17 protein-coding genes and 1 riboswitch are annotated in these 18,722 nt (G+C 68.5%); of the genes, 6 read left to right on the top strand and 11 right to left on the bottom strand.

What is annotated here, in order from left to right; all coding sequences use genetic code 11:
• Window positions 1-11 precede the first annotated feature (11 nt).
• From pyrR to gshB, 8 genes are all read right to left on the bottom strand, one after another.
• On the bottom strand, window positions 12-530 hold the full coding sequence (gene pyrR, locus C996_RS0102855) for a bifunctional pyr operon transcriptional regulator/uracil phosphoribosyltransferase PyrR (RefSeq protein WP_018865961.1): 519 nt from the start codon (window positions 528-530) through the stop codon (window positions 12-14).
• Entirely contained in the window at window positions 527-922 is a 396-nt protein-coding gene (gene ruvX, locus C996_RS0102850; RefSeq protein ID WP_018865960.1) for a Holliday junction resolvase RuvX, read from the bottom strand. Before ruvX ends, pyrR begins: the two co-directional genes overlap by 4 nt.
• A gap of 2 nt (window positions 923-924) precedes the next feature.
• The gene (locus tag C996_RS0102845) at window positions 925-1,503 is read right to left on the bottom strand and encodes a YqgE/AlgH family protein (protein ID WP_018865959.1); all 579 of its coding nucleotides are present in this window, start codon (window positions 1,501-1,503) and stop codon (window positions 925-927) included.
• A gap of 62 nt (window positions 1,504-1,565) precedes the next feature.
• Window positions 1,566-2,507 (bottom strand): energy transducer TonB, encoded by a 942-nt coding sequence (locus tag C996_RS0102840; RefSeq protein WP_018865958.1) that lies wholly within the window; start codon window positions 2,505-2,507, stop codon window positions 1,566-1,568.
• Window positions 2,508-2,576: 69 nt separating this feature from the next.
• Window positions 2,577-3,128 (bottom strand): Gx transporter family protein, encoded by a 552-nt coding sequence (locus tag C996_RS0102835; protein ID WP_018865957.1) that lies wholly within the window; start codon window positions 3,126-3,128, stop codon window positions 2,577-2,579.
• Window positions 3,129-3,133: 5 nt separating this feature from the next.
• On the bottom strand, window positions 3,134-3,508 hold the full coding sequence (locus C996_RS0102830; RefSeq protein ID WP_018865956.1) for a NusG domain II-containing protein: 375 nt from the start codon (window positions 3,506-3,508) through the stop codon (window positions 3,134-3,136).
• Complete coding sequence (locus C996_RS0102825) at window positions 3,505-4,542, bottom strand: FAD:protein FMN transferase (RefSeq protein ID WP_018865955.1); 1,038 nt, start codon at window positions 4,540-4,542, stop codon at window positions 3,505-3,507. Before C996_RS0102825 ends, C996_RS0102830 begins: the two co-directional genes overlap by 4 nt.
• A 5-nt stretch (window positions 4,543-4,547) precedes the next feature.
• Window positions 4,548-5,495: a glutathione synthase gene (gene gshB / locus C996_RS0102820; protein ID WP_018865954.1), complete on the bottom strand. Its 948-nt coding sequence runs from the start codon at window positions 5,493-5,495 to the stop codon at window positions 4,548-4,550.
• Between the two features lie 183 nt (window positions 5,496-5,678).
• On the opposite strand from gshB, the gene C996_RS0102815 reads away from it, so the two are divergent.
• From C996_RS0102815 to C996_RS0102790, 6 genes are read left to right on the top strand one after another with little or no spacing between them, the layout of a single operon-like run.
• Window positions 5,679-6,095: a PleD family two-component system response regulator gene (locus C996_RS0102815; protein WP_026279175.1), complete on the top strand. Its 417-nt coding sequence runs from the start codon at window positions 5,679-5,681 to the stop codon at window positions 6,093-6,095.
• Window positions 6,096-6,132: 37 nt separating this feature from the next.
• Window positions 6,133-6,498 carry a PleD family two-component system response regulator gene (locus tag C996_RS0102810; protein WP_018865952.1) on the top strand — a complete coding sequence of 122 codons (366 nt, stop codon included), beginning with the start codon at window positions 6,133-6,135 and terminating at the stop codon, window positions 6,496-6,498.
• On the top strand, window positions 6,495-7,076 hold the full coding sequence (locus tag C996_RS0102805) for a chemotaxis protein CheW (RefSeq protein WP_018865951.1): 582 nt from the start codon (window positions 6,495-6,497) through the stop codon (window positions 7,074-7,076). Before C996_RS0102810 ends, C996_RS0102805 begins: the two co-directional genes overlap by 4 nt.
• Window positions 7,077-7,112: 36 nt before the next feature.
• On the top strand, window positions 7,113-9,203 hold the full coding sequence (locus tag C996_RS0102800) for a methyl-accepting chemotaxis protein (RefSeq protein WP_018865950.1): 2,091 nt from the start codon (window positions 7,113-7,115) through the stop codon (window positions 9,201-9,203).
• A gap of 15 nt (window positions 9,204-9,218) precedes the next feature.
• On the top strand, window positions 9,219-14,981 hold the full coding sequence (locus C996_RS0102795) for an Hpt domain-containing protein (protein ID WP_018865949.1): 5,763 nt from the start codon (window positions 9,219-9,221) through the stop codon (window positions 14,979-14,981).
• Window positions 14,978-15,469 carry a hypothetical protein gene (locus C996_RS0102790; RefSeq protein ID WP_018865948.1) on the top strand — a complete coding sequence of 164 codons (492 nt, stop codon included), beginning with the start codon at window positions 14,978-14,980 and terminating at the stop codon, window positions 15,467-15,469. Before C996_RS0102795 ends, C996_RS0102790 begins: the two co-directional genes overlap by 4 nt.
• A 30-nt stretch (window positions 15,470-15,499) precedes the next feature.
• On the opposite strand, the gene C996_RS0102785 is transcribed toward C996_RS0102790, so the two are convergent.
• The 3 genes from C996_RS0102785 to ahcY form a co-directional block, all read right to left on the bottom strand.
• Window positions 15,500-16,243: a 16S rRNA (uracil(1498)-N(3))-methyltransferase gene (locus C996_RS0102785; protein ID WP_018865947.1), complete on the bottom strand. Its 744-nt coding sequence runs from the start codon at window positions 16,241-16,243 to the stop codon at window positions 15,500-15,502.
• 5 nt (window positions 16,244-16,248) lie between these two features.
• Window positions 16,249-17,103, bottom strand: coding sequence for a methylenetetrahydrofolate reductase [NAD(P)H] (gene metF, locus C996_RS0102780; protein WP_018865946.1), 855 nt, complete (start codon window positions 17,101-17,103; stop codon window positions 16,249-16,251).
• Between the two features lie 95 nt (window positions 17,104-17,198).
• The gene (gene ahcY, locus C996_RS0102775) at window positions 17,199-18,611 is read right to left on the bottom strand and encodes an adenosylhomocysteinase (protein WP_018875962.1); all 1,413 of its coding nucleotides are present in this window, start codon (window positions 18,609-18,611) and stop codon (window positions 17,199-17,201) included.
• A gap of 19 nt (window positions 18,612-18,630) precedes the next feature.
• A riboswitch (S-adenosyl-L-homocysteine riboswitch) is annotated at window positions 18,631-18,712 on the bottom strand.
• Window positions 18,713-18,722 lie beyond the last annotated feature (10 nt).

Raw genomic sequence — 18,722 nt, 5'->3', positions numbered from 1 at the left:
CTTCCGCTGGCTCAGGCCTTCAGGTCCTCGGGGTCGATGGCGACCCGCTCCAGGCGCAGCGGCTCGGGCCCGCGCAGTTTGATCTGTTCGGTCTTGCCGAGCTCCATGTGGGCCCCGACGATCGCGGCCTCCATGGGCAGTTCGCGTCCGTCGCGCTCGACCAGCACCGCCAGGGTTACCGAGGCGGGGCGGCCGTAGTCGAACAGCTCGTTCAGCGCCGCGCGGATCGTGCGCCCGGTGAACAGGACGTCGTCGACCAGCAGCACGTGCTCTCCGTCCAGATCCTCCGGCAACTCGGAGGGGCGTACCTGCGGGTGCATGCCGATGCGCGAGAAGTCGTCGCGGTAGAAGCTGATGTCGAGCTTGCCCAGGGGCCGCTCCACCCCCAGGCGTTCGCGCAGGTGCTCCGCGATCCAGACGCCACCGGAATGGATGCCGACGACGATCGGCTGGTCGATCCCGTGGGTCTTGAGATGGTGGCGGGCCTGTTCGGCCATGTCGTCGAGCAGGGTCGGGACGTCCGGCGTCATGATGCGTTCTCCAGAAACCAGCCTTCGAGGATGACCGCGGCGGCATGGGCGTCCAGCCCCGGGTCGTGGCGTCCCGGCCGGCGGCGCTCGCGGGCCAGGTGGGATGTCAGGTGCTCGTCGCTCCAGTATACCGGTTGCCCGTAGCGTTCTTCGAGGGTGCGGGCGAAGCCCCGGATGCGCCGCGCCAGTGGCGTGGGCTTGCCGTCCGCCTGGGTCGGCCAGCCGACCACGAAACCCTCCGGGGCCCATTCCGCCACCAGCGTGTCGATGCCGGACCACAGGTCGGGCGCGTCGCTGGCGAACGTGCGCAGGCCGCGGGCCGAGCCGGTCAGCTCTTCGCCGACCGCGACCCCGATTCGGCGTCGCCCGTAGTCGAACGCCAGCAGCCCCACGATCAGGCGTGGCCGGAGGCCGAGCTGATCAGATTGACGTCGATGCCGATCAGTTCGGCGGCGGCGCGCCAGCGCTCGGCGCTGGGGCGGTCAAAGAGGATGTCGGCGTCGGCGCGGGCGGTGAGCCAGGCATTCTCGGCCAGCTCGCTCTCCAGCTGGCCAGGGCCCCAACCGGCGTGGCCCAGCGCGATCAGGACCCGGCGCGGGCCCTGCCCGGCGTTAATTGCCTCGAGGATATCGCGCGAGGTGGTCAACACGATGGAGTCGGTGATGGGCTGGCTGCCACGCCAGGTCTGCTCGGCGGAATGCAGCACGAAGCCGTGTTCCGGCTGCACCGGCCCGCCGCGGTAGACAGGCATCTCCGGCAGGTCCTCGCCGGGCTCCAGTTCCACGTGCTCCAGCAGTTCGCGCAGCGAGAACTCGGTAGGCTGATTGATGACCAGCCCCAGCGCGCCCTCTTCGTCGTGGTCACAGATATAGGTGACCGCATGGCTGAAGTAGCCATCGTTCAGGCTCGGCATCGCGATCAGGAAGTGATCGCGCAGGCTGTCGGGCTCGTGGCGGGCGGTCGTCGGATTCATGGCTCCAGTATCGATGCTGACCCGGCCGGTCGCAAGGCAGCCGGCGGGGCTGGGCCGATCCGTCAGCGGATCTGCTGCATCTGGTCGCGGCGGAAGGCCCAGGTGCGGGTGATCACCAGTTCGTCGTATTCCTCGCGCATGGCGTCCGTGAACGGGGCATAGGGGGCCGCCAGCTCCACGATGCGGATCGCCGCCTGGTCCAGGACCGGTTCCCCGGAGCTGCGGGCGACCTGGATATCGAGCAGTTCGCCCGCCGGGTTGATGCGCACCGACAGGACCAGGGTCCCGGACAGGCCGCGCCGCCGCGCCTCGTCCGGATAGTTCAGGTTGCCCAGGCGTTCGACCTTGTTGATCCAGGCCTGCAGGTAGGCAGCCTCGGGGGCGCTGCGCGCGGCGAGGCTGTCGAGGTAGCGGGTGCGGCTGGCCCGGGTCGAGAATGCCTGGCGCTCCTCCGCGGGGGCCGCGCGGGCGCTCTCCAGGCCACGGTTCATCAGGGTTGCTGCAGAGGGCCGGTCTTCGGCGTCGGGGGACTCCAGTGGCTCGGGGTCGGCGACCTCGGGTGCCGCGGTACTAGCGTCCGGCGTGTCGGCGGTGACCGCGTCGGGTTCCGGTTCGGGCTCCGGCTGTGCCGGGTCCATGACCAGCGGGCCGGCCTCCGGCAATGGTGCATCGAGGCCCTCCGGCTCGGGCTCGCCGATCCCGGCATCCTCTGCCTCCGGCGCCTGTGCCTCCTGGATCTCCTCGCCCTCGCCGCTGGCGGCCTGGTCCCGGGTGGCGATGTGCTCGACCGCTTCGTCCGGCTCCGGCGGCGGGGCGTCGGGATCGGTGACCCAGGTGATGTCCAGCGGTTCGCGGGTCGGGCTTTCGATCGGATCGACCGCGAAGCCGATCCCCAGGATGATCAGCGCGTGGGCGACCACCGCGAGGAAGATCATGGTCCCCAGGTGGTCCTGCACGCGCGGCGTCTCCGGCGGGGGCGTGCCCGGACTGGCGTGGGGCGTCATGGCGCCTCCGGCCCGGCGGGGCGGCCACGCACGGCCCCGACGCCCACTAGCGCGCGGGTTCGACGGGGGCTACTGGCTGGGCTGGGGAGTGTGGACATGACGCTGGATTCGCGGATCGGCGAGGACCTGGGCGGTCAGTATACCGGTCAGGCTGCCGGTGATCAGGGCGGCGAGCAACAGCGGGGGCAGCACCAGGGGCAGATTGGGATGCGGGATGATCACCGCCCAGGCGAGCAGGAACTGGCCCGCGACGTGCGCCATCGCCGCCGCGATGCCCAGACCGACCGGTCCGACATGGCGGGGGGCGAAGGGGCGCAGGACCGCCAGCAGGGCGAGGCTCGCGACGGCCCCGGCAAGCGACAGCCAGAAGGCGGGACTCAGTAGTGTCCCCAGCAGCAGGCTGCTTCCGACCACGCGGAGCAGCGTGACCGCCACGGCCGCGCGCCAGCCCAGGGCCAGCAGCGTGATCAGGGTGACGATATTCGCCAGCCCCGGCTTGATGCCCGGGATCGGGCTGGGGATCGCGGCCTCGAGGATCTGGATGCCGATCGCGATGGCGGCGAGCGCGGCGATGGCCCGGTCATGGGCGTCGCTGCCGGCCTGCGGATGCCCGGGCGCCACGGGATTCAATAATGCATGCTGTCGAAGCCGGGGTCGGTGCCGAGCACCTGCAGCGTCAGCCGGTTGGGCAGGCTGACGGCAACGTCGCCGTGGGCCTGCAGCCAGCCGCTGGACTCGCAGATGTCCTGGCGCCCGGGGGAGTCGGCACAGCGTGCCCGGCCCGGTTCGATCTCGATACGGGTGATGCCGGCCGGGCCCTGGACCTCGAGGACCCGGGCGCGATCCAGGGGTTCGTGCTGCGGCGCGACCCCGGCCTGGCTGATGACCAGCACCCGGGCATCGCCCGCAGGGGTGTAGGCCAGCACGAAGGCCGCCACCACGATCCCGGCGGCCAGGCTGCCGATCAGCGCGTCACCCCAGCGCAGCCGGCCGGCGTTCACGGCAGTTCGCGCACCACGAATGGCTCGCGGTCGCGGCCGGGTTGTACCCGGTCGGCCAGTGCCGGCGTGGCCTCGATGCGGTCTTCCAGTACCACCAGTGCGTGGTCGATGCCCATCTTGCGGGCGTATTCCGGCCAGGCCTCCGGGCCGGCGATCATCAGCGTGGTGGCGGCGGCGTCGGCCAGGGCGGGGTCGTGGTGGAGCACGGTGGCGCTGTCGATGCCTTGGCTCGGACGGCCGGTGCGCGGGTCGATCACGTGGTGGATGCGCGTGCCGTCCCAGTCATAGCCGCGTTCGTAGTCGCCGGAGGTGAACAGGGCTTCGCCGCCGTCCAGTTCGATGCTGCCGAGCACGCCGCCGTGCGGGTGGCGGATGCCCACGCGCCACGGGCGTGTCTCGGGGCGGCCCAGGGTCATCAGGTCGCCGCCGGCGTTGAAGATCGCGGCTTCCACCCCGAGTTCCGCGAGCAGGTCCAGCACCCGCTCTACCGCCAGCCCCTTGGCCAGCCCGCCGAAATCGAGCTGCAGGTCCGGGTGGGTGCCCCGCAGGCGCACGCCATTGCGTTCGATATCCTGCATGCTCGGGGGGGCGTCCAGCAGTTCCGCCAGGGTTGCCTCGTCCGGCGGCGGGCCCTGGGGGTCGTCCTGATGGAAGCCCCAGGCCGCCACCAGTCTGCCCAGGGCGGGGTTGAACAGCCCCTCGCTGAGGGCCTCCATCTCGCGGCCGCGCTCGATCAGCGGCAGGACCGAGGGCGGGGCGCTGAATTCGCCCTGCAGGGCCAGCAGTTCGTTGGTCCGGCCAAGGGATCCGGGTTCCCAGGCATGCCAGGAGGTGTGCAGGATCTCCAGTTCCTCCTGAACCGCGGTCCCGATGGCCTCCACGTCATACTGGCCCGCGGGGTACAGGCTGAGGTCCACCAGAGTCCCGAAGGCGTAGAAGCCCAGCTGTTCGGTATCCGGTTCCTCGCGGCCGCAGGCGGCCAGCAGGAGGGTGGCGAGCAGCAGGAGCAGGGTGAGGGTCGTCGCGCGGCGCATGCCGGTCATCCTTCGATCGGGCGGGTGAGATAGTCGATGTACTGGCCGGCGAGGTCGTGACCGGTGGCGTCCAGCTCGCGCACGCCGGTGGGGCTGGTGACGTTGATCTCGGTCAGGTAGTCGCCGATGACGTCGATGCCGACAAAATCCAGGCCGCGGGCCTTGAGTTCCGGGGCGATCTCGCGGCAGATCCAGCGGTCGCGCTCGGTCAGCGGGCGGGCCTCGCCGCGGCCGCCCGCGGCGAGGTTGGCCCGGCTCTCGCCCGCGGCGGGGATGCGCGCCAGGGCATCGGGGCAGGGCTCGCCGCCGATCAGGATGATGCGCTTGTCACCCTCGGTGAACTCCGGCAGGAAGCGCTGGGCGACCACGCTGCGCTGGTCGAATTCGGTGATGGTCTCGAGGATGACCGAGGTGTTCGGGTCGCCCTGGCGGATGCGGAACACCGACGCCCCGCCCATCCCGTCCAGCGGCTTGACCACGATATCGCCCTGCACCTCGAGGAAGGCGCGGATGCGGCTTCGGTCGCGGGTGATCAGCGTGGGCGGGCAGCACTGCGGGAAGTGCGCGGTAAAGGCCTTCTCGTTGACGTCGCGCAGGGCCTGCGGCCGGTTCGACACCCGCACGCCCTCGCGTTCGGCGAGGTCGAGGGCGTAGGTCGCATAGATGTATTCGAGATCGAACGGTGGATCCTTGCGCATTAGCAGCACATCGAAACGGGCCGCCGGGCCCGTCTCCGGATCGCCCAGGCGGAAGAAGTCGTCGCGCTGGTCACGCACCTCGATGGGGCGGCTGCGCGCGCTCGCGCGGCCCTCCTCGATCCACAGATCGGCCGGCTCGAGATAGTGCAGGCGGTGCCCGCGGGCCTGCGCGGCCAGCATCATCGCGAAGCTGGTGTCCTTCCAGGGTTTGATGTCCGCCACCGGGTCCATCAGGATGGCAATGTTCGTGGTCACGTTGCCTCGATCGTGCGGGGTGTCCGGGCAGTATGCCACGCTGATCGAAGCTCGCGCGGCACCCGGAGGGTGGTGGCGGTGTTCGATGCATTGCGCTGCGCGCGATGCAATATCATGGTGTGCTGTTTGTCACACGGCCCCGCTTCCGCTAGATTCGGGGCGAAATGGCCAGGGGGGGAGAAGGTGTCTAACGCGCTTGCCGAAGCGGACTCGGCCACCGAGTTTCAGGGACTCAAGGTCATGGTGATCGACGACAGCAAGACCATTCGGCGCACCGCCGAATCCTTGCTGCAAAAGCACGGGGCCGAGGTCATTACCGCCGTGGACGGCTTCGAGGCGCTGTCCAAGGTCGCCGAGTCGCGTCCGGACATTATCTTCATCGACGTCATGATGCCGCGCCTGGATGGCTACCAGACCTGCGCGCTGATCAAGAACAACAAGCAGTTCCGCGCCACGCCGATCATCATGCTGTCCAGCAAGGACAGTGTGTTCGACAAGGCGAAAGGCCGCGTCGTGGGGTCGGAGGATTACCTCACCAAGCCATTCACCAGGGACGACCTCCTGGGTGCCATGCGTCAGTACGCCAGCCCCTCGGCATGACGCGTTCCGCCACACCAACCAAGGAAAGACGAACCCCATGGCCCGTATTCTGATCGTTGACGATTCCCCGACCGAGATCCACGTGCTGCGTACCATGCTCGAGAAGCACGGGCATTCGGTGACCACCGCCGAGAGCGGCGAGGACGGGGTCGCGGCCGCGAAGTCGCAGGTCCCGGATCTGGTGCTGATGGATGTCGTGATGCCCGGGCTGAACGGCTTCCAGGCGACCCGCCAGCTGTCCCAGGCCGAGGAGACGGCGCATGTGCCGGTCGTCGTGGTCAGCACCAAGGATCAGGCGACCGACCGGGTCTGGGCGATGCGCCAGGGGGCCCGGGACTATATCACCAAGCCGGTGGTCGAGAAGAACCTGCTGGAAACCATCGGGAAGTACCTCTCCGCATGAAGACCGACCTGTCCTCGCCGTTTGCGCTGATCGCGAGCCTTGATCGCGAAGGGCGCCGCGTCAATCGCGAGTTGCGGCGGGACATTGGTACGGGCTGGCGCGGGGTCTTGCTGCGTGTTGGCGATTTCCGCTTTCTGGTCGACATGGACGCGATCGCCGAAGTGGCCGATCCGATGACGCTCACCCGCGTACCGCTGGCGGATGCCGCCGTGCTGGGGGTGGGCAACCTGCGCGGGCTGGTGCTGCCGGTGTTCGATATGGGCAAGCTGTTGCTGGACCGGCCATTGCCGGACGACGCGACCGGGCAGCGGATCGTGGTGGCGCCGCAGGGCCAGGGCATGGCCGGGCTGCTGGTCAGTCAGGTCGAGGGGATGCGCCGCTGCATCCCGTCCCAGCGCCGTCTGGAAGTCTCGGTCCCCGAGGCTGTCCGACCCTTTATTACCGGCGGATTCGATCTCGGGCACCGGCTGCATCCGGTGCTGGATCTGGATCTGCTGCTGAATGACAACAATCGCTTTACCGGCACGGGCTTGGCCGGTACATCCAGTAGCGAACAGTCCGCAGCCGCAGTCGGATGACGCGGGGCGCGGGGCTGCGACAGGGGGTATGAACTGATGGGATCGAGTCGTCGCGCACGTAATTTTGTCCTCGGGGGGCTGCTGGTGCTGGCCCTGATCGCGACCGGCGGGGCCTTTACCTACCACGAGTACGAGCAGAGCCAGTACCGCGACCGCATCGCGCTGGCCAACGACCTGCGCCTGCTGTCGCAGCGGCTGGCCACCAGCTCGCTGGAGGCCGCCGCGGGTTCCGAGCAGGCATTCTCCGACCTGCAGTCGCTGCGGGATGACTTCGAGGCACGTCTGGAACGGATCCGCACCGGGGGCGAAGGGCTGCAGCCGCTGCCGGAACCCCTGCAGGAGGACATCGCCACCGTGGACCGCGAGTGGTCCGCCTATCGGGACCACATCAACACGGTCATCCTCGGGCGTTCGGATATCCAGTTGATCACCGAGTTCTCCGACGCGGTGGCGGCCTTCTCTCCGGAACTGTCGCGGCTGTCCGATGATGTCGTGCGGCGCATGACCCAGATCGGCGAGCCGCCCGAGCAGGTCTATGTGGCGGCACGCCAGACCATGCTGATCCAGCGGATCGCCAACAACCTCGGCCGGGTGCTGCAGGGTGGCGCCGAGGCGGCCGCCGCCATCGAACGCTTCGAGCGTGACGCGACGCTGTACGGGCGGGTGCTGGACGGGCTGATCGAGGGCTTCGCCCCGCTGGGTGTGGAGCCGGTTGACGACCCGCAGGCACGGGCCCTGCTGCAGGAGATCGCCACGCTGTTCGTGGCCTTCAGCGAGGCGGTGGAAGGGGTTCTGGATACCTCCACCCAGGTGTTCGAGGTCAATGCCGCGGCCTCCAGTGTCGAGGCCAGCAGTGGCGCGATGCTCGAGACGACCGGCGCGTTCGAGACCGCCATCACGCGGGAGGCCGAACGGGCGGGCGTGATCGCCCTGATCGGCTTCGGCTTTGGTGGCCTGGCGCTGCTGCTGCTGATCGCGATGGGGCTGTTCCTCTACCGCGACACCAAGCGCGAACTGGCCGAGACCGAGGCCCAGAACGAGCGCAACCAGCAGGCGATCCTGCGCCTGCTTGACGAGATGATGAACCTCGCCGATGGCGACCTCACCGTGAACGCGACGGTGACCGAGGACTTCACCGGCGCCATCGCGGACTCGATGAACTACGCGATCGAGAACCTGCGTACCCTGGTCGCGACCATCAACACGGTGGCGGCCGACATCAGTGAGTCCTCGGCGTCCACCCGTTCGCAGGTGCTGGGGCTGGCCGAGAAGTCGGAAGAACAGGCCCGCGAGATCCAGCGCGCGGATGACGCGATCGACGAGGTCTCGCGTTCGGTGGACAAGGTGGCCCAGGATGCCGAGCAGTCGGCCTCCGTGGCACGTAACTCGGTGGAGATCGCGTCCCGCGGGGCCGGCACCGTGCGCCGCTCCATCGAGGGCATGGACAGTATCCGCGAGCAGATCCAGGAGACCGCGAAGCGGATCAAGCGACTGGGCGAATCCTCGCAGGAGATCGGCGACATCATCGGGCTGATCAACGACATCGCCGAACAGACCAACGTGCTGGCACTGAACGCGGCGATCCAGGCCTCCGCGGCGGGCGAGGCCGGCCGCGGCTTCGCGGTGGTGGCCGACGAAGTCCAGCGCCTCGCGGAACGTTCGTCCTCCGCGACCCGTCAGGTCGAAGGCCTGGTCAAGGCCATCCAGGCGGATACCAGCGAGGCCGTGAGCTCCATGGAGCAAAGTACCGCCAACGTGGTCCAGGGGGCCGAACTGGCCCAGGCCGCGGGCGAGGCGCTGTCCGAGATCGAACAGGTCTCCGCCGATCTCGCGGACCTGATCGACGGTATCTCCTCCTCGGCCCGCAAGCAGTCCGAGATGGCGCAGGACGTGACCTCCATCATGGCGCAGATCCGCGAGATTACCTCCGAGACCACGCAGGGGACGCAGTCCACCGCGGCGGCGATCGGGGATCTGGCCCAGCTCTCGGCCCAGCTGCAGTCCTCGGTATCGGACTTCAAGCTGCCCGAGCCGGGCAGCGCTACCGAGGCCGTTGGCGAGGACCCCGATGCGATGGATCCCGATCCCGACGCCGATACGACGTCCTCCGACGAACAACGGGCCTGACGGCGGACCCGGCCGATGGCATCCAGCGCACTGAACTGGGTCCGCGACGAGCTCGACAAGCTGTTTGTCGAGGTCCAGGACGCATTGCGGCGGTATTCCGACGACCCGACCTGCGGTGACTGTCTGGCCGAGGCGCGCAGTCGGGTCGAGCAGATCCGCAATACCCTGGTCATGGTCCAGGTCGAGAGCGTGGTCCTGATCCTCGACGAGATGCTCCAGGTCCTGGACGAACTGCAGCAGGCCGACGAGCCCAACGTGGCGGCCACCGAGCCCTTGCTGCGGGCGTCCCTGCAGCTTCCGGACTATCTCGAGAACGAGGGCGATGGCGAACTGCCCTCGCCGATGATCCTGGTCCCCCTGCTGAACGAGCTGCGCAGCAGCCGGGGGGCATCGCTGTTGCTGGACGTCGCGGCGCTGATGCCGGACCCGCAAACCGTCGACGATGACCGCGTGGGTTCCGGTGGCGAGGTGCTGGACCCGGCGGCCCGGCTCCCGGTCCTGCAGCAGGCGCGCCGCCGTTTTCAGCGCGATCTCCTGGAACTGGTGCGCGGCGAGGATGCGACGGCACCGGCCGCACGCCTGCAGGCGACTGTCCGCACAGTCGAGGAGGTCGTCCCGGCGGGCGAGGCCCGCCGCCTGTTCTGGGTCGCCGGTGCGGTGCTGGAGGCGGTCGCCGCCGGGGGGGTCGAGGCCGATACCGACGTGCGGCGCCTGGTCGGGCGGGTCGATCGTGAACTCGGGCGCTACCTGAACGCGCTAACGGCCCACCTGGAAGCCGGCGATGCGGGTTCGGAGCCCGAATACGCGGCGCCTTCGGACCTGATCAAGACCCTGCTGTTTCACGTGGCCTGTGCCACTTCGGAAGGGGAGCAGACCCTAGCGGTGCGCGAGGTGTTCGGCCTCGACGGCCTTGGCCTCGAGGACGACGCCGGCAGCGTCGGTCGTTCGGTCTACGACAACCTGCGCCAGGCGCTGGAAGACGACCTCGCGGAGGTGCGCGAGCGCCTGGACGTACTCATGCGTTCCCCGGTGCGCGGGGCCGAGGATCTGGCTCATCTGCGCGAACAGGTCGAGCGCATCGGTTCCACGCTCAGCCTGCTGGGCCTGGAGTCCGGGCAGGAGCATACCGATGCCCTGGCGGCGTCGCTGACCCCCGAGCGTGCGGGCGAGGCCGACGAACAGGTCGACATGGTACTGGCGGAACATCTGCTGGCCCTCGAATCCCTGCTCGAATCCGGTCTGCGGCGCAAGAGCCACAGTCCCACGCCACAGGCGGAGTTCGATCGCGCGCTGGCGGCCGCGGTCTACAAGGAGGCCCTGGTCGATGTTCGCCGGGTGCGCGACATCTTCCTCGGTTTTCTCGACGCCGGGGCGGAGGCTGGCGAAAGCGGCCTCGACGAGGCCCGCGAGGGTCTGCGGCGCATCGAGGGGGCCATGTCGATGTCGGGCTTCGAGGCACTGCATGCCCTCCTCGGGCCGCTGATCCGGCATCTGGATGCCCGCGCCGGCAGGGCGGCCACGGAGCTGGAGGAGGGCGAGGTCGAGGCCCTGGCCGAGGTCCTCAGCAGCATCGAGGTGGCCCTCGAGTCGTCCGGTCAGCCCTGGCGCGAACTGGACAGCGTGCACGAGCGCGGCATCGCGGCCTTGCAGCGCATCGGCGCGATCTCCGGTGGTGATGGCGCGGATGCGCCGCTGGCCGCGGTTCCCGAGGCCGGGGACGCCCCGGAGGCGGCGCCGGAGCACGACTCGGCCGAACCGGTGACTGACAACGAGGTGGCGTTCGACTCCGGCACGCTCGAGGATCTGCCGGCGGAGAACGCCCCGGAGCCGGGGGCCGAGGCCGGGATCCCCGCGACCGACGTCGCGGCCGCTGCACCCCCGACGAGCTCGGTGCCCGCCGGGGGACGTGATTCCCTGCCCTTTGACGATGCGGTGCTGGCGGACCAGGTGCGTGGCCCCGACGTCGATCCGGAGATCCTCGAGATCTTCCTCGAGGAGGCGGACGAGGAGGTGGCCAGCCTGACCCAGCATTTCCCGCTGTGGCAGTCCAACCCGGCGGACCTCGACACCCTCTCGGTGATCCGCCGCTCCTTCCATACCCTGAAGGGTTCGGGGCGGCTGGCCGGGGCCCTGCGTCTGGGCGAGTTCGCCTGGGCGGTGGAGTCCTTCCTCAATCGCCTGCTGGATTCCGGGCATGAGGCGGACCACGCCACCCTGCAGGTTATCGAGGACGCCATCGGGGTCCTGCCGGGCCTGGTGAGCGAGGTCCGGGATGACACCGGACCGGATACCCCCGTCCTCGATATCGCCCTGCGCCTGCGGGCCCTGGCCGGTGGCGAGCCGGAAACCGAGGCCGAGGCGGACGAAGAGCCCATGGCCCCCGCCGCTCCGTCGGGTGCGGAAGCCGAATTCGAGGCACTGGCGCGCACCCTGGATGATCTGGACGCCCCGGCCGCTGTGGCATCCAGCGAGACCCTGGAGCCTGTGGAGCCAGACCAGGATGAGGCTGCCGACGAACTCCTCCAGGAATCCGGTGCGTTCGTGCCGGACCTCCCGCCGGATGCGCTGGAGCCATCCGTCCCCGAGTCGGACGCGTCTGTTCCCGACGCAGAGCCGGAAGGGGAGTCAGCCCCGGTGGCGGGCAGCGACGACTTGCGGGCTTCCGCGCCGGATGTCGAACCGCTGGATCTGGACGATCTCGAGCTCCCGGCCGATGCCTTCGAGGTGACGGAAGAGATCCTGGAGGGGGGCGACTCGCTGCCCGTGGAGGGCGCGCTCGAGCCGGAGGCCGATACCCCGGAACTGGAGGGGGTTGCGCCCGGAGAGCCGGGGATCGACGAACCGGCACCGGACGAGGGGGACCTCGCGGAGGCCTCGGCGGGAGACTCGGCCGCGCGCATGGAGACCGACCCACAGCTATGGCAGGTCTTTGCCGCCGAGGCCCAGGTGCACCTGCTCACCCTGCGGGGCTGGCTGGATGAATCGCAATGGCGCCCGGACCGGATCCCGAATCATGATCTGGAGCGCGCGCTGCACACCCTGAACGGCAGCGCGCGCACGGCGGACATCCGCGGTATCTACTCGGTCTGCGGCCCGTTCGAGCGCCTGATTCGCATCCACCGGGATATGGAATGGGCCCTGTCGGGCGAGGCCGTCGAGCTGCTACGCCGGCTGGAGACCTACGTCGCCGAGGCGGTGGCCGACGAGGAACCCGATCCGGCCAAGGTGCTGGATCCGCCGTCCTGGGCCCCCGAGGTCTACGCCCTGCTGGATCATGCGACCGCCGAGCAACTGCTGCGTGCCGAGGAGCAGTCCAACGAGGAGGAATCGCCGGAATTCGACGAACCCGAAGCCGCCGAAGCGGTGCCCGAGGTGTCCTCGGTGCCGGAAGCGGGCGCCGAGCCCGAGCCCGAGCTGGAGATCGACTGGGAGTTTGCCGAGGTCTTCATCGAGGAGGCCCGGGATATCCTGGAGGCCGCGTTCGCCGCCCTCCATGGCTGGCGCGAGGCCGGGGGGCGGCCCGGTCCGGACCAGAACGCCTTCCAGCGCGAGGTGCATACCCTGAAGGGCAGTGCCCGCATGGCCGGTTTCACTGTGGTCGGCGCCATCGCGCACGCGCTCGAGAGCGCGCTGAGCGTGGAGACCGAGACCGGTCTCGAGCCGCGCGATGGCTTCTTCCAGCTCACCGAGCGCGCCCTGACGGATGTCCAGCATCTGGTGGAGCGCGGGGTCGGGGCCTGGCAGATGGACGAGTCGGCCAGCGAATCGCTGCCGGCGCTGCGGAGCTGGGCCGCCGGCGAGGCCGGCGAATCGCCCGAGCCTGAGGCGGGCGCACCAGCGGAGACCGAGGCCGATGCGGGCGACGCGGAGACCGACGCACCGGCTGCCGAGGCGGCAATGCCGGCCGCAGCGGGGGACCAGCGCAGCCACGAGCCGCCGGAATCCGAGGGGCGCCGTATTCAGGACCAGGTCCGCATGGACGCCGAGGTCCTCGACAGCCTGGTGAACAACGCCGGCGAGTTGGCAACCTTCCATCGTCGATTCGAGCAGACGGTCGGGCGGGTCGAGGGCCAGGTCGACGAACTCGAGCGCACCATCGCGCGTCTGCGCGACCAGCTGCGCAAGCTCGAGATCGAGACCGAGGCGCAGATCCTGTTCCGGGTGGAGGAGGAGAGTGGCGAGGAGGCCCTGGACTTCGATCCGCTGGAGATGGACCGCTACTCCGGGATCCAGCAGCTGTCGCGGGCCCTGGCCGAAAGTGTCAGTGACCTCGAGGCCCTCAAGCAGGAAGTCGGCGACGAACTCCAGAATGCCGGCGGCATCCTGCTGCAGCAGCGCCGCGTCGGCACGGACCTGCAGGATCAGCTGATGCGCCAGCGTATGGTGCGTTTCGCCCGCATGGCGCCCCGTCTGCGCCGCGTGGTGCGCCAGGCGGGCGAGGATCTCGGCAAGCCGGTGCGGGTGGAGTTCACCGGCCAGGGGGCCGAACTCGACCGCGCCCTGCTGGAACGACTGGTGTCGCCCCTGGAACACCTGCTGCGCAATGCCATCGCCCATGGTATCGAGGCACCGGCCGAGCGCGAGCAGGCGCGCAAGGCGGTCCAGGGTCAGATCGATGTCAGCCTGGAGCAGTCGGGCAGCGAGATCCGTCTGCAGGTGACCGACGATGGTCGTGGCATCGACGCCGAGGCCATCCGCGCCCGCGCGCTCGAGCGCGGGTTGATCGCCCCCGATGCCGAAGTCTCGGACGCCCAGGCCCTGCAGCTGATCCTGCAGTCCGGCTTCTCCACCGCTGCGGAGGTCTCTCAGGTGGCCGGTCGCGGGGTAGGCCTGGACGTGGTGAACAGCGATGTGAAGCAGCTCGGCGGCACGCTGGAGATCCAGTCGACGCCCGGCAAGGGCTCGCGCTTCACCATGCGCCTGCCGTTCACGCTGGCCATCTCCCAGGCCCTGCTGGTCCAGGTGGGCGAGGAGACCTTCGCGGTCCCGATGGCCTCGGTCGAGGGCGTGGTCCGCGCCCGCGCCGAAGAGATCGACTCGCAGGATGCCAAGGCGACCTACAACTACATCGGACAGGACTACGAGGTGCGTGGCCTGGGCGACCTGATGGGCGTGGAGAGCCAGGCCGGGGTCGAGCACTTCCCGGATCATCCCTTCCCGCTGTTGCTGGTGCGGGCGGATGACCGGCGCGTGGCCCTTCGCATCGATGGCCTGCTGGGCAGTCAGGAGGTCGTGGTGAAGTCGGTGGGCCCGGTGCTGAGTCGCATCCCGGGGGTGGCGGGTGCCACCCTGCAGGGCGATGGCTCGGTGATGCTGATTCTGGACCTCAGTATGCTGGTGCGCTTTGCCGAGGCCACCGCGTCGCTGCCGGAAGCCCCGCAGGCAGTATCCGAGGCCTCGAGCTCGAAGCGGATTATGGTGGTCGACGACTCGATCACGATCCGCAAGGTCACGGCCCGTCTGCTGACCCGCCACGGCTACGACGTGGTGACCGCGCGCGACGGTCTGGACGCCGTGGGTCTGCTCGACGAGCGCCGGCCGCACCTGATCCTGCTGGATGTCGAGATGCCGCGCATGGATGGCTTCGAGTTTGCCGCCCATGTGCGGGACCACCCGGACTTCGGGCAGGTGCCGATCATCATGATCACCTCGCGCAGCGGCACCAAGCACCGGGAGCGGGCCGACCGCCTCGGGGTGAATGGTTATCTGGGCAAGCCGTATCTGGAGAATGATCTGCTGAATGCCATCCGCGAGCAGCTGCAGGAGGTGCCGGCATGAGCGACGACGCACAGACCCAGGCGGTCGAGGCCGTGATCGTGCAGCTGGACACAGGCTCCATCCTGCTGCCGCGCAGCGCCTTTCTCGAGGTCACCACCCGCGCGGGTGCCGTGGAGCAGGACGCCGAACACCCGGAGATCCCCTGGCTGGAGCCCAGCCTGGTCTGGCAGGACGTGCAGGTGCCGGTGATCAACGTGAATCAGCTGCTGGACCCTGGCCGCGACAGCGGCGAGGACCGTCGCCGCTTTACCCGCCTGCTGGTGATGCAGGCGGTCATGCAGCCGGAGCACCTGCCGTTCTACGCGCTCGAGGTGCGCGGGACGCCGCACCCTGTGCAGATCACCCCGCAGAACATCTACGCGCTGGAAGATTCCGACGCCACCCCCTGGTCCTGGCGGGTGAAGGCCTCCGGTGTGACCACGCACCTGCTGCGCCTCGACACCCTCGAACAGCGCCTGCTGGAGATTGCCGAGGCCCAGCCGGCCTGAGGCCGCATTGGTCTCCGGGCGGGACGGGCGTTATCCCTGCAGGTCGCCCAGGCGGGCCTGGACCAGGGTCAGCAGGGCCATCGCGGCGGTTTCGGTGCGCAGGGTGCGCGGGCCCATCCCGACCCCAAGGAATCCCCGGTCCTGTGCCAGCGCGATCTCCGCGGGCGTGAGGCCGCCTTCCGGCCCGACGAACAGCGCGACCGCCGCTGGTCGGCTGCGGCCGTCCAGGCGCGCATCCAGTCCCGGCGCCCCTTCCTCGGCAAGCAAGGCCAGGGTGTCATGCCAGCCCGAGAGGACCGTGTCCGGTGGAGCGGGTTCCTGCAACTGGGGGAGCTCGTTGCGCCCGCACTGTTCCGCCGCGGCGCGCAGGATCCCGTGCCAGTGACGCTGGCGCTTGTCCAGGCCCTTGTGGGCGGCGGCCGAACGTGAGCGTTCGCAGAGCACCGGACGGATGGACTGCACCCCAAGTTCCACGGCCTTCTGGATCGCCAGGTCCATGTGATCGCCGCGGGCAATGCCCTGGAGCAGGTGGATCGGAAAGGCAGGGTGGGTCGGCGGCGCGGCACGCTCGCCTAGGTGGAAGGTGCCGTCGCGGCGACCGTTCAGTTCGAGAGTGGCCTCGAATTCGTTGCCAAGGCCGTCAAAGACGCGGCAGGGGGCGCCGCTCTTCAGGCGCAGGACCGTGGTGGCGTAGTGCAGGCGGTCCTGCGGGGCGGGAAGCGACCGCCCCGCGGCCAGTGCCTCGGATTCGAGCAGCAGCCGGGGGCAGCGCACGGGGGCTACTTCCGGTTGTCGAGGTCCAGGGCCTTCCAGATCTGTTCGGTCGGCCCGGCCTGGTTCATCGAATAGAAGTGGATCCCGGGGGCACCCTTGTTCAGTACGTCATCGGTCAGGCGCGTGGCGACCTCGATACCGAATTTGCGGATCGACTCCTTGTCGTCGCCGTAGGCCTCCATCCGCTTGCGGATGTAGCGCGGGATCTCGGCACCGCACATCTCGGAGAAGCGCACGATCTGGGTGTAGTTGGTGATCGGCATGATCCCGACAATGATCGGGATGGTGATGCCCATCTTCTCCACCCGTTCCATGAAGGCCTCGTAGGCATCCACGTTGTAGAAGTACTGGGTGATCGCGGCGTCCGCGCCGGCGTCCACCTTGGTCTTGAAGTTCTCCAGGTCCTTCTCGGCGTTCGGGGCCTGCGGATGGAACTCCGGATAGGCCGCGACCTCGATCTTGAACTGGTCATCGAACTCGGAGCGCACAAACTCCACCAGCTCGGAGGCATAGCGGAAGTCGCCGCCGGAGTTCTTGGTGCCGGACGGCAGGTCGCCGCGCAGCGCGACGATGCGGTTCACCCCGATGTCGCGGTAGCTCGACAGCAGCTCGTGCAGCTCGCCCCTGGTCGAGGAGATGCAGGAGACGTGCGGGGCGGCGGGGATGCCGTCGTTGGTGATGATGTCCTTGACCGTCTCCAGGGTGCGGTCGCGGGTGGAACCCCCGGCGCCGAAGGTGACGGAATAGAACTCGGGATTCAGGGCGCCCAGACGCTTGCGGGCCTTGGCCAGTCGCTCGGCTCCGGCCTCGTCCTTGGGCGGAAAAAACTCAACGCTGTAGACGCGTTCTTGTGCAGACATGTTTGTCCTCCAGACAAAAAGAAGGCGGACCGCACGAACATGCGGCCCGCCCCGGCGTTCACATTAACAACGAATTGAAATGTGAGGCTGGCCGATCAGTAGCGGTAGTGTTCCGGCTTGAACGGGCCATCCACCGGCAGACCCAGGTACTTGGCCTGTTCGTCGGTCAGACGGGTCAGGTTGGCACCCAGCTTCTTCAGGTGCAGCTGCGCGACCTTCTCGTCCAGGTGCTTCGGCAGCACGTAGACGTTCTTGTCGTACTGGTCGCCCTTGGTCCACAGCTCGATCTGAGCCAGGGTCTGGTTGGTGAAGGAGTTGGACATCACGAAGCTCGGATGACCGGTGCCGCAGCCCAGGTTCACCAGGCGGCCTTCGGCCAGCATGATGATCCGGTTGCCGTTCGGCAGGATGATGTGGTCAACCTGCGGCTTGATGTTCTCCCACTCGTACTTGCGCATCGCAGCCACGGCGATCTCGGAGTCGAAGTGACCGATGTTGCAGACGATGGCCTGATCCTTCATGCGGGTCATGTGATCTTCGGTGATCACGTCCTTGTTACCTGTGGCGGTAACGAAGATCTCGGCCTTGTCGGCCGCTTCTTCCATCGTGACCACGCGGAAGCCTTCCATCGAGGCCTGCAGGGCGCAGATCGGGTCGATCTCGGTGATCCACACGGTGGCACCGAGGCCGGCCAGCGACTGGGCGGCACCCTTGCCGACGTCACCGTAACCGGCAACCACGGCGATCTTGCCCGCGATCATCACGTCGGTGGCGCGCTTGATGGAGTCCACGGTGGACTCGCGGCAGCCGTACAGGTTGTCGAACTTGGACTTGGTGACCGAGTCGTTGACGTTGATCGCCGGGAAGGCCAGCTCGCCGTCCTTCGCCATCTGGTACAGGCGATGGACACCGGTGGTGGTCTCTTCGGTCACGCCCTGGATCTTGGCGAGCATGTCGGAGTACCAGGTCGGCTGTTCGGCCAGGCGTTCCTTGATCTTGGCGAACAGGGCTTCTTCTTCCTCGTTCTCCGGCTTGGCGATGACCGACTGGTCCTTCTCGGCCTTGGCGCCCAGGTGCAGCAGCAGCGTGGCGTCACCACCGTCGTCCAGGATCATGTTGGCGCCGCCGTCGAATTCGAAGATGCGGTGGCAGTAGTCCCAGTACTCTTCCAGGGTTTCGCCCTTCACGGCGAAGACCGGGGTGCCGTTGTCGGCGATCGCGGCCGCGGCGTGGTCCTGGGTGGAGTAGATGTTGCAGGAGGCCCAGCGCACGTCGGCACCCAGGGCTTCCAGGGTCTGGATCAGCACCGCGGTCTGGATGGTCATGTGCAGGGAGCCGGCGATCTTCGCGCCCTTCAGCGGCTTGGAGGCCGCGAACTCTTCGCGTGTCTGGATCAGACCGGGCATCTCGGTTTCGGCGATCGCGATTTCCTTGCGGCCGAATTCGGCAAGGTTGATGTCCTTGACGACGTAATCGGTCGTTTTCTTGTCGTTCATCACAGCATTCATGGATTAACTTCTCCGTCTATCTGGATGAGCGCCGTGTTCACGTTTCAGGGGAGCATCCGGCTGAGCCTGACGGTTAAACCGCTGCAGCGCTCCTCAGCCGGATGGGTATTT

Origin of the sequence: Thioalkalivibrio sp. ALE25, from assembly GCF_000377285.1 — a bacterium.
Lineage (GTDB): Bacteria > Pseudomonadota > Gammaproteobacteria > Ectothiorhodospirales > Ectothiorhodospiraceae > Thioalkalivibrio.
This window is presented reverse-complemented; position numbering and strand designations above follow the sequence as displayed.